6 protein-coding genes are annotated in these 12,455 nt (G+C 48.6%); 5 read left to right on the top strand and 1 reads right to left on the bottom strand.

What is annotated here, in order from left to right:
- Nucleotides 1-18: 18 nt before the first annotated feature.
- Entirely contained in the window at nucleotides 19-4,083 is a 4,065-nt protein-coding gene (locus ACTHMC_RS04760; RefSeq protein ID WP_440411298.1) for a hybrid sensor histidine kinase/response regulator transcription factor, read from the bottom strand.
- Between the two features lie 221 nt (nucleotides 4,084-4,304).
- Here ACTHMC_RS04760 and ACTHMC_RS04755 point away from each other — a divergent pair, with 221 nt between their 5' ends.
- The 5 genes from ACTHMC_RS04755 to ACTHMC_RS04735 form a co-directional block, all read left to right on the top strand.
- On the top strand, nucleotides 4,305-7,319 hold the full coding sequence (locus ACTHMC_RS04755) for a SusC/RagA family TonB-linked outer membrane protein (protein WP_440411296.1): 3,015 nt from the start codon (nucleotides 4,305-4,307) through the stop codon (nucleotides 7,317-7,319).
- A gap of 16 nt (nucleotides 7,320-7,335) precedes the next feature.
- On the top strand, nucleotides 7,336-8,835 hold the full coding sequence (locus ACTHMC_RS04750; RefSeq protein ID WP_440411294.1) for a RagB/SusD family nutrient uptake outer membrane protein: 1,500 nt from the start codon (nucleotides 7,336-7,338) through the stop codon (nucleotides 8,833-8,835).
- A 33-nt stretch (nucleotides 8,836-8,868) separates the two neighbouring features.
- On the top strand, nucleotides 8,869-10,314 hold the full coding sequence (locus ACTHMC_RS04745; protein WP_440411292.1) for a SusF/SusE family outer membrane protein: 1,446 nt from the start codon (nucleotides 8,869-8,871) through the stop codon (nucleotides 10,312-10,314).
- Nucleotides 10,286-12,058, top strand: a complete 1,773-nt coding sequence (locus ACTHMC_RS04740) for a glycoside hydrolase family 66 protein (protein WP_440411290.1) — start codon at nucleotides 10,286-10,288, stop codon at nucleotides 12,056-12,058. Before ACTHMC_RS04745 ends, ACTHMC_RS04740 begins: the two co-directional genes overlap by 29 nt.
- A gap of 19 nt (nucleotides 12,059-12,077) precedes the next feature.
- Nucleotides 12,078-12,455: DUF4968 domain-containing protein (locus tag ACTHMC_RS04735; RefSeq protein WP_440411288.1), on the top strand; the 378-nt coding region annotated here is incomplete at its 3' end.

The following is a 12,455-nucleotide window of genomic DNA, read 5'->3' as shown; positions in this document are numbered from 1 at the left end:
TCGTAAGCATCCCCGATTTTAAAAAATTTTTTTACACAATTGGCCAACACCGCTTCCCCTTTCCCTAAAAAATAAACTACCCTCCGGGGCACGCCCGCGACTGGGCACTGCGAGCTCTGACAGGTATTGCGATGGTGACTTCCCGAACTGCTTGTTGAAATCCCTCGAGAAATTACTATTGATGCTGTAGCCCACCATGCCCGCCACTTCATTGATCTTGTAATTGCCTTCAGCGAGCAGCTCTGCTGCTTTTTTCAGTCGGGATAAATTGATGAGCTCATTCGGAGTGAGGTCAGACAGCGCTTTGATCTTGCGGTAAAAACTGGTGCGGCTCATATTCATCAGCCTCGAGAGCTTGTCTACATCCAGTTCAATGTCTGTGATGTTCTCGTTGATCACGGCATGCAGTTGCTCCAGGAAATCCTTGTCGGCTTTTGAGCTGGCAATGCCTTTGATATGTGTAAGCGGAGAACGTGCAAAATATTCCTTGATGATATTCCGGTTGCTGAGCAGGTTGGTGATCTGGGCCTGCAGGTGCTCAAAAGCAAAGGGCTTTTCAATATAGGCATCGGCGCCCACTTCCAGCCCTTCGATGCGCGAGGTCATGGAATTCTTTGCTGTCAGCAGGATGATGGGAATATGGCTGAACTGCAGGTCTGTCTTCACTCTTCTTGTGAACTCGATCCCATCCATCAGCGGCATCATGATATCACTGATCACCAGGTGGATGTTCTCGCGCTGCAATATTTCCAGCGCTTCTTCACCATTGCCTGCTCTCGAAATGGTGTAGCCTGCATTCAGTTCCTTTTGAAGGAACTGGAGGATCTCTTTATTGTCTTCCACCAGCAGCAGATGCAGCTTTGATGGATCTGCATCTTTTATGATCTCTTCCGATACAGTTTCTGTTTGTTCCGTTTCGATGGTCTCGTAATCCTGTAAGTTGATCTCGTTCTCCTGGTGAATGGGAATGGAGAGCTGAAATACATTCAGCCCGTTTTCCGGTTGCTGTAATTCCAGTACACCCTTGTGCAATTCAGCCAGGGAGCGGGAGAGAGGCAGTCCGATACCGGTGCCGGGTTGTTTCTCGTTTTCTTTCAGGCGATAGAAAGGTTCAAAGATCTTTTCTTTGAGCTCGTAAGGAATGAGATGGCCATCGTTGCGCAATTCGATGGTGAACACCTGGTCATTGCTGTTGAAAGGTTTCATCCGCATGGTCACATTTCCTGCTGCATATTTGATAGCGTTGTTGAGCAGGTTGGTCATGATCTTTCGGAATGCTTCCGGGTCCACATAGGCCTGGAGCGGCATGCGCGGCATCTCCAGTTTCAGCGAAAGCTTCTTTTCTTCCGCAATGGGCTTGAAGGCATGGAACAGCTCTTTCAGCAGGTCACTGATATCCGTTCTGATAAAATTGAGGCTGAATTTGTTGGCCTCTGCCTTGCGGAAATCCAGCAACTGATCTGTAAGATCGATCAGGCGGTTGGTGTTCTTCTTCATCATTTCCAAACTTTCTGTAAGTGAAGAATTGTGGTTATGACTTCTCATTAATTTGTCGAGTGGCAACTTAATGAGTGTTAACGGGGTTCTTATTTCGTGGGCGATATTGGTAAAGAATTCTATTTTGGCATTGTAGATCTCTCTTTCCTTTTCCATCTCCAGCGTATCGATCATGCGCTTGTTCTTCTCCTTCACGGCAATATGATAATATCGCAGGATCACCAGTAATATGGCTGCGCCGATCAGAAAGTAGATCACATAGGCCCACCAGCTGGCCCACCAGGGTGGCAGGATCTGGATCTTCAAGGTGGTCTCCTGCGGGTTCCAAACATCGCCTGCAGCCGATCCCTTCACTTTGAATATATAATCACCCGGCGGTAATTTGGTGTAGTAGATACGACGGTTGCTGCTCATGCTGATCCAGTCCTTATCCAGCCCTTCCATTTTGTAGGCATACTCATTGGTGCCGGGCATGGAGTAACTGAGGGCGGCTACATCCAGGCTGAGCGTGCTCCTGTCGTAAGGTAGCGTGATCTGTTTGGTGTACAGGATGGATTGTGTCAGGCTGCTTTCATCGCGGTTGACAGACTGGTCTTTATTATTCACCTGCAGGTGTGTGATATAAACAGGCGGCACAAAGGAGGGCATTTTGAAATGTGCAGGATTGAAGCTGATCATGCCTTTCACAGACCCGAAGTACATGGTGCCATCCGGTGCCTTGTATCCTGAATTGTAATTGAACTGATCGCTGAGCAGGCCCTGCACTGTGGTGTACAGCTTACCTTCTGTGGTGACCGGGTCCATATTGAAAAGCCCGCGACTGGTAGAGATCCATAACTTGCCGTTATTGTCTTCCAGCACGCGGAATACCTGGTCTGGTAAATTGTTGTATCTCCTGAACTGCTTTGCACGCGGATCATAACTGCATAAACCATTTTCAGTGCAGAACCAGAAAATACCATGACTGTCGAGATACAGGCTGTTGACATAATTATTACAGAGGCTGTTGCTGTTGTTGGGATCAAAGCGGAGATTGCCGCGGACATTGGTCTGCGGATTGAAATAATATACGCCATTGCCATAAGAGCAGAACCAGATATTGCCCTGCGCATCTTCCGTGATGCCCTGCACCTGTGTTTCGAAACCGGAGATGGTCGTGAAATTATCAGTGTCCCTGTTGTAACGAAGCAGGCCCGTCCAGGTGCCGACAAGTATATCATTGTTCCTCGTTTTATACAAGGTGACAATAAAATTACTGTGCAGATCATATGGGCCATTGCCTGCATTGTAATGACGCACTACCTGCTCCGTTCGGAGATCCATCACATCGAGCCCATGCTCGTAAGTGCCGATCCAGAGCTCGTTTCCGGAGGCCACCAGTCCGTGGATATTCTGGTAGGAAATATTGCCGGCTCCCTTTCCCGGCATGAACTGCCTGATATTTCCGGTGCGTGTATCCAGTTTGTGGAGGCCTGCATCTTCCGTGCCGATCCAGATCTGTTGCTGGTCATCACGACAGATCTCGTGCACCAGGTTGCCGCCCAGCCGGTCAGGCCCGTTATGCGGAAAGAATTTCTGAAAGCGATTGGTCTGTTGCGAATAATAATTGATCCCACCGAAAAATGTACCTACCCAGGTGCCGCCTTCCGTATCCTGGCAGAAAGAGTAGATCACATTATCGGTGATGGAGTAGGGGTTGCCATATTCTTTCTGCACCACACCGGTAATTCCGCGGTGAAGATCGAAAATGTAAATACCCGTTTCAGTGCCCAGCCACCAGGTGGTGGGGGATTGACGGATGATCTTGTGTAATTGGATCACCTGGCTGATGCCTGATCCGGCAAATACATCGCGAAGCGAATTGCTTTTGATATTATAGAGCAATACCTTATTCATAGTGCCGAGCAATACCAGGCTATCATTCACCGGATAGATATCCTGTATGGCAGTGAGCGTATGTTTGGGAGAGGCTTCCGGTAATTTGTATTCGATAAAACGCTGTTGGGAGGCGTCATAACGCCTGATATTTCCCCAGTTGTTGGCAGTGAAGCATTCCCCTTTTTCGGAAATGTTCAATACCAGTTCCTGGGAATTTCCAGTGCTGAACTTTTGCAGTGAATCGGTTTTGGGATCATAGCGGTAGAGATGGAAATCGCAGATGACCCAGACCTGTTGCTGTTTATCTGCTTTGATGTACCGTACTTCACCGGCGGGCAGCCGGTCAAAAAATTGGAAACGGTCAGATTGCGGATCGTAGCGGTAAATGCCTTTGTATGTTCCGACCCATAATTTTTCTGCTTGGTCTTCATACAGGCTCAGTACTGAATTACTTCCGATACTGGTACTGTCCTGCGGATCATGTTTGAAGATGCGGAAACTGTTTCCGTCAAAGCGGTTGAGGCCGTTCCTGGTACCGAACCACATGAAGCCTTTCCTGTCCTGTAAAATACTGGTGATGGTATTGCTGGAGATGCCATTGCCTGCCTGGTAGTTCCTGAAATAGTACGACTGTGCATATGCGGCGGACAGTGTAAGCAGCAATAGCAGTGTGATGGCAAAGGATCGTATGATGCGATTCAATAACATGATACCGTGTTCAAATGTAGGTATTGCCGGTGAAAAACCATGATTGTAGAAAATAGCCTAAGCAATTGTTTTCTAGTTGGTTATGGATTCGTATCTTAAATTGGCACATTTTGATCAGAAATTGGAACGGAGAGATACTGCAACCGTGGAAATAATAATTTCTTTCGTAGGCAGAATCACTGTTCCAATTTTTCACTCTCATATTCCAAAACGATTGTATTATGCCAGGTAGCACTCACTGGAGAAAACAACTGACACCTCTTCTCTGTATGCTGGTTTTCCCCGCCTGGGCTTTTTCACAAAGCCGGCCACTCAAAGGAAAAGTAACAGACAGGGAAAACAACACACCACTTGCCGGTGTGAGCATTCAGATAAAAGGCAAACCCGGAGGCGCCTCCTCCGATGCTGAAGGAAACTATTCCATCAATGTCAGCAGTACAGATACTATCACCGCTTCTTTTGTTGGGTATATCGCTTTCACCACTGCTGTGAAAGACCTGCTTACGCTGGACATTGTATTGTCGCCCTCCGGCAATACAATGGCCGATGTGGTGGTGGTGGGTTACGGCACCCAGAAGAAGGGCGACCTCACCGGATCGCTGAGCTCGGTAAACAGTAAAGACATCAAATCTTTGCCGGTTACCAATGCAGGCGATGCCATCCAGGGGCGTGCCGCAGGTGTGCAGATCCTCAGTTCCGGCGCCCCTGGCAGCAATGCCACCATCCGCGTGCGTGGTACCGGTACCATCAATAACAGCGATCCGCTGCTGGTGATCGACGGTGTGCCTACGGATGTGCCCCTCAATACTATCAGTCCTGATGATATCGCAAGCATCGAAATCCTGAAAGATGCCTCTGCCAGCGCCATCTACGGATCCCGTGGTGCCAACGGTGTGGTGCTGATCACCACCAAACGTGGTGTATCCGGCAAGAGCTCGCTCGATTTCAAATCTTTTTATGGTGTGCAGAAAGCCACCAGTATGATCGATATGCTGAATGCCTCGCAGTTCGCTTCCATGCATAATGAAATGATGTCGGCCAATGGACAGGCGCAGAACCCTGCGTTTGCCAATCCGCCATCACTAGGTGCGGGCACCAACTGGCAGGACCTGCTTTTCCGTTCCGCGCCTATGCAGAATTATTCCATGTCTTATTCCGGCGGAGGCCCCAAATCAACTTACTATGCTTCCGGTACCGTACTGGATCAGCAGGGGATCGTTATCAATACAAACTACAAGCGTTATACGCTTCAGTTCAATCATGATTCAAGACCATTCGACTGGTTGCGCTTCGGAAATAACCTGACTCTGAGCCATGATATCAAAAAGAATGGCTCCTATGATATCCGCAACACCCTGGCAGCACTGCCTACACAGGCCGTGTTCAATCCGGATGGAACTTATGCGGGCCCAGTCGGACAGCCTTCATGGGTAGGTGATATCGCCAACCCCATTGGTAAGGCCAGGCTGAACAGCAATACCACGGCGGGTTACAATGTTCTCGGAAATGTTTTCGCAGAACTTACGCTCTTCCGCGATCTCAAATTCAAGACCACCGGTGGCATCCAGGCATTGTTCTTCGATACCAGGAGCTGGAGCCCCAAATACAACTGGCAGCCGATTCCCCAGCCCAACTCTTATCTCTTTCAGCAATACAATAAAAGCATCACCTGGCTCTGGGATAATTACTTCACGTACGAAAGGAATTTCAATGGCCACCGCGTCACAGCGCTCGCGGGAACCAGCGCCCAGACCAACCGGTATGATTTTATGAATGGTTCTGTGCAGAAGTTTGCGAGTGAAGCCACGCAACAACTCAATAACGGTACCACACTGCCTACGGTTGGCGGTAGTGGTAATGAATGGGCATTGTTATCATTCATTGGCCGTGTGAACTATGCGTATAAGAGTAAATACCTGTTGACTGCTACGGTTCGCCGGGATGGCTCTTCCCGCTTTGGTGACGAGAACAAATACGGCACGTTCCCTTCAGCATCAGCCGCCTGGAGGATCTCGGAAGAGGACTTCTTCAAAGACATCAGTTTTGTGAATGACCTCAAACTGCGTGTTGGTTATGGAATCACCGGCAACCAGAATATCGGTAACTACTCTTTTGCCTCTGTATTGCAGACGGTACAGTATAATTTCAATGGCACTCCGGTAAACGCCATCGTGCCGCAGGCCATCCCAAATCCTGGTGTGCGCTGGGAAAAAGTGGAACAGGCCAATATCGGGGTGGATGCGAGTTTCCTGAACAGTCGCGTGAATGTTACGCTGGACGCCTACCTGAAGAATACCCGCGATATGCTGGTGCCGATGTCCGTTCCCATTTCTACAGGCTATTCCGATATCGTGGTGCCCAGCATCAACCTGGGTAAAGTGCAGAACAGGGGAGTGGAGCTGGCAGTGAATACAAAGAATATTACCGGCGAATTTGAATGGAGCACCAGCTTCAATGTGAGTTATAACCAGAACAAGATCTTGAGCCTGAATGACAGCGTGCCACTTTATACCGGAAGTATCGGACTTAATCAGAACCTTTCCATTCAGCATCCCGGTGGTTATCCCATCAACGAATTCTACGGATTTGTAACTGCCGGAATTTTTCAGAACCAGAAGGAAGTGAACGGCTGGGCGGTGCAGGTGCCGGGAGCTGATCCTTATAACAGGACGAGCCCCGGTGATATCAAATTCCGTGATCTCAACAACGATGGAAAGATCGATGATAACGACCGGACCTTTATCGGAAATCCCAATCCCAGCTTCATCTTTGCGATGAACAATAATTTCTCTTACAAAGGATTTGACCTCAGTGTTTTCCTGCAGGGTATTGCCGGCAATGATATCTACAATGCCAACCGCATCTGGCAGGAAGGCATGGCCGTGGCGCAGAATCAGACAACAGCGGTGCTCGACAGATGGACCGGTGAAGGCACCAGTAACAAAATGCCACGTGCGGTATTCAACGATCCAAATAAGAATACCCGGGTGAGCGATCGCTTCGTGGAAGATGGATCTTATCTCCGCATCAAGAATGTAACCCTTGGTTATACGCTGCCACGCTTCATTGTACAGAAAGCAAAGATGAGCAGCGCCAGGGTGTATATCTCCTGTCAGAACCTTGTCACATTCACAAAGTATACCGGCTTCGATCCTGAAGTCCCGTCAAACGGGATCGATCTCAATGTGTATCCTGTAACCAGGACCATCAGCGCCGGTATCAACATCAGTTTCTAATTCCAAACTACCGAGAATGAAATCATTATTATATCTCCCGATCGTTTGCACTGTATTGCTGGCAGCAGGATGCAGTAAGTTCCTGGATAAAGTGCCGCTCGATTCCGTTAACAGTTCCAACTACTGGCAAACGGAAGATGATGCAATTGCCGCCATCAATGGCGCTTATCAGCCATTGCAATGGCCAAAGCTTTATAATCTTCGTATGTGGACCACCGATATATGGGCCGGCAACAGCCTGGTAGGCGCTGGTGGCGGTACAGACGGTATCGAAACACAGGATATAGCCAATTTTGTTACTTCCACGGATAATGCTGCTGCGCTGGATATCTGGCGTGGGCCGGCACCAGGCATCCTGCGCTGCAACCTGATCCTGAAGAATGTGCCTGGCATGACCATCAATGAAGCAATGAAGAACCGCATCATTGGTGAAGCGCAGTTCCTCCGGGCTCATTATTATTTCATACTCGTTCAGCTCTTTGGTGATGTGCCACTGCTTACAGAGCCACAGGTGCCTTCCGATGACCTTCGCCCGGCACGTACGGATAAAGCAAAGGTCTACGAGCTCATCATCGATGATCTCAGCAAAGCCATCGGCAATCTGCCTTCCAGGGCGCAATACAGCGGAAGTGATATCGGCCGTGCTACCAAAGGCGCTGCTGTGGGCATGCTGATGAAAGTATATTTAACACTGGGCAATTATCAGAAAGTAGTTGATCTTTATGCGCAGCTTAACGGTATGGGATATGCGCTGAATGCCAATTACAGCGATAATTTCAACCCACTAACAAAGAACTCCCAGGAGTCTTTGTTCGAAGTGCAGTACTTCGGCAAGACCAGTTACAGTTTCTGGGACAATGAAAACCAGAGCAGCTGGGTAAGCACTTTCACCGGACCTCGCAACTCTGATTTTGTAGGAGGCGGTTACGGCTGGAATCATCCCACACAGGAGTTTGTGAATGCGTATGAAGCAGGCGATACCCGAAAGGATAAAACCATACTCTATGTTGGCGGTCCTGATTTTGATGGAAAGGTTTACAAGAGCAGTTTCTCCAGCACGGGATACAATGTTCGCAAATTCCTGGTACCGAAATCCATCTCTCCTGATTATGACACCAATCCTGCCGACTGGCCGGTACTTCGTTTTTCAGATGTACTGCTCATGTATGCGGAAGCGCTGAATGAACTGAACCGTGGCGCAGAAGCACAGGCTGCATCAGCCGGTATCAATGCTGGTGGCCCTCTGAACCGTGTGCGGAACAGGGCAGGGCTGAATGATGTTACTGGTCTCAACAAGGATGCGCTGCGCGAAAAGATCCTTCACGAAAGAAGGATGGAGCTTGCGTTTGAAGGACATCGCTGGTTTGATCTGGTTCGTGTGAACAACGGACAGTACGGGTTGAACTTCCTGCACAGCATCGGTAAAACCAATGCAACTGCCAAACATCTCCTGCTGCCTATTCCGCAGAAGGAAAGAGATGCAAACCCCAATCTGTCGCAAAACAAAGACTACTAAACAAGTTCCCGTATCAACCATAAACAGTCAGCTATGATTGCTTCATCCATAAAAAACTGGTTACCCCTGCTGGCCGTACTGCTGGTGTTCAGCTGCCGCAAGGATTACAAAGAATTGAACAAGGGCAATGTGCCATTGCAGCTATCCGCCAGCTCCGGCAAGATCATGCTCAATCAGAAGAATGATGCGGCCGATGCCCTGGTGCTCAGCTGGACCTCAGGTTCCAATAATGGCACCAACGCCGGAATTTCCTATGTTCTGAAAATAGACAAGCAGGGAAATGATTTCAAACAGGCCCTGGTGGAAGATCTCGGCAAGGGCGGTCTTTCAAAAAAATATTCGGTAAAAGACCTCAATAATCTCCTGCTCACCAAATGGAGCCTGACGCCCGGAACGGAAACCAGCTTTCAGGCAAAAGTGGTGGCAACGATAGGAGATGATGCAGGAACCATGGATTCTTCTTCCGTGATCACCTTCCTTGTAACGGCTTACAAGCCAGTGAGCACAGTACTTTACCTGATCGGTGATGCCACACCCAATGGATGGGATGCAGGCAATGCCACCCCGATGAGCCTTGATAATGCCCAGGCCGGATTGTTCCACTGGCAGGGGAATTTATCGGCCGGTGAGTTCAAGCTCATCACCACGCTCGGACAATTCTCGCCATCCTATAACAAAGGGGGCAGCAATACCACACTGGTGTATCGTGATAATGATGCAGACCCTGATGAGAAGTTCGTGATAACCGAGTCAGGCCTCTATGATGTTACCGTGAACCTGCTCGACCTCACCATCGATGTGCAGGAAAGTTCAGAGCCTCCCTACAAACGGCTCTGGATGCTGGGCGATGCTATACCTACAGGATGGGATATTCAGAATCCTGCAGAAATGCGCGTGGACTCATCCAATCTTTTTGTTTTCACTTACAATGAAATCCTTTCTGCCGGTGAATTCAAGATCCCAGTTGCCACTGGCAATTTCGGAACCGATTATTATATGCCACTCTCCAATAATCCTGCTATCACAGAACCGGGAGTGCAACTGGTAGCCGGCGGTAATCCAGATCTCAAATGGAAGATCACCAATCCCGGACCGTACAAAATCAAACTCGACATTCTGGCAATGACCGTCAGCATCAAACCTTTCACGCCATTCACTCAGATCTGGATGGTGGGTGATGCAACTCCAACAGGATGGAATATAGACAACCCAACACCAATGACAGCAGATCCGGGCAATCCTTATGTATTTACCTGGACCGGTCAGATGAATGTGGGTGAGTTCAAGCTCCCTGTGGAAACCGGCGACTGGGGCGGAGATTTCTTCATGCCTGTGCTGAATGCCTCAGGTCCCGGCAGTACCCAAATGAAATTCGTACCAGGTGGCAGCCCCGACTTCAAATGGAAGATCACGGAAGCAGGCACCTACAAAATTACTATCAACCAATTGTATGATACTATCAGCATTCAGAAGCAGTAAGTTTTTCGGGAGCCTGTTGCTGACAGGAACTATTCTTTGGGCCGGCTGTAAAAAGGACGGTCCAAAGAATGATCCGGTTACCTATGGAAACTCTTTCGTTCTAACAATCAACAAGGACAAGGCCATGTACAAGCCGGGAGAAACTGTCAGTTTCTCCGTTAACCGCCCCCTGACCGGCAATCTCAAAGTGCGTTACCGTCATCTCATGGAAACCATCTCCGAAGCGCCTTTCAGCGAAAGCTGGAGCTGGACGGCGCCCGCTGCGGACTTCACCGGTTATATGGTGGATATTTATGAAGTGGTGGATGGAAAAGAAAAGATCCATGCCAGCACAGCGGTGGATGTTTCTTCTTCCTGGACTAAATTTCCACGGTATGGATTCCTTACAAATTTCGGTCAGCTGACCGATGGTGAGATCGGTAATGTAATGAACAACCTTACCAGGCACCATATCAATGGCCTTCAGTTCTACGACTGGCTCTACAAACATCATCTTCCACTCGCAGGCTCTGGTACTGCTCCGCAGTCTGTATGGAAAGACATTTCCAATAAAGATGTGTACCTCTCTACTTTGAGGTCTTATATCGATGTGGCGCATCAGAAAGGCATGCAGGCGATGTTCTATAATCTTGCCTTCGGCGCATTGAGCGATGCTGCAGGAGATGGCGTAAACGAACAATGGTACCTGTTCAAGGATGTGAACCATACTGCCAAAGACAAACATCCATTGCCACAGCCCTATTTCAAAAGCGATATTTTTCTGACCGATGCCGGTAATACGCAATGGCAGCAGTACCTGGTGGCAAAGAATGCTGATGTATACCAGGCACTGAACTTCGATGGATTTCATATCGATCAGTTGGGAGACCGCGGAACATTGTATAATTACAATGGTGCTTCTGTTAACCAGGCATCTACCTTCAAGCCATTCATCCAGGCCATGAAAACAGCAGCACCCACTAAGAAACTGCTGATGAACGCGGTGAACCAGTATGGTCAGCAGAATGAGATCGCTACAGCTCCAGTGGATTTCCTGTACACGGAGGTATGGGGACCCAACGAACAGTTCAGTGATCTGGCCGATATCATCCGTAACAATGATGCTTACAGCAGCAATACCAAACGTACGGTGCTGGCGGCTTATATGAATTACAACAAAGCAGATCAGACTGGTTATTTCAATACACCCGCCGTGTTGCTCACCGATGCTGTGATCTTTGCGTTCGGTGGTGCCCACTTAGAGCTGGGAGAGCATATGCTGGGTAAAGAATATTTCCCTAACAACAATCTCCAGCTTCCTGATGAATTGAGGAATGCGCTGGTCCGTTATTATGATTTCATGGTGGCTTATGAAAACCTGCTGCGTGATGGCGGCAGTTTCAATACTCCTGCAGTGAGCTGTACAAACGGAAAGGCTGTGATTGCCGGCTGGCCTGCGCAGCAAGGCAAAGTGGCTGCTATCGGAAAGGAATATGCCAATCGCCAGGTATTGCACCTGGTGAACTTCACCAATGCCAACTCCCTGGAATGGCGCGATACCAATGGTACACAGGTGAAGCCGGTGGGCATTGAAAATATGGACATGAAAATTACGGTAGCCAAAACAGTGAAGAAAGTATGGCTGGCATCTCCTGATGCCGGAAATGGAGTGGCTGCTGCATTGAATTTTACACAGACCGGTAATGATATCACAGTTACTGTTCCCGGATTGCAGTACTGGAATATGCTGGTTCTTGAATATTAGACCCTAATTTTTTCTGGATATGATGCAAAGAATTTTTGTTTGCCTGGTACTGGTTTCAATGAGTTTTGTTGCGCAGGCGCAATGGAAAACGCCAGGTACTATCAATAGCTACACCGTCAATGGAAACAATGTGGTATTCCATGGAGAACAGAACGCCAAAGTGCAGATCGGGTTTTGCAGTCCTTCTGTATTGAAGATCTGGTTTGCACCTGATGGCGCTTTCACCAGGAACAATGAATCCTTTGCTGTGATCAATGAATCACTGGAACCTGTAGGTACTATCCATGTGAACGATGAGCCGCAGGCTTACGAGATATTTACCAGCAAGCTGAGGGTGCGTGTGAACAAGTCGCCGTTCCGTTTGCAGGTATTTGATAAATGGCAGAAATTATTGCTG

Origin of the sequence: Pseudobacter sp. (genome assembly GCF_051955275.1) — a bacterium.
Taxonomy (GTDB): domain Bacteria; phylum Bacteroidota; class Bacteroidia; order Chitinophagales; family Chitinophagaceae; genus Pseudobacter.
Note: the sequence above shows the minus strand (reverse complement) of the source record. Positions and strands in the feature narration are given on the sequence as shown.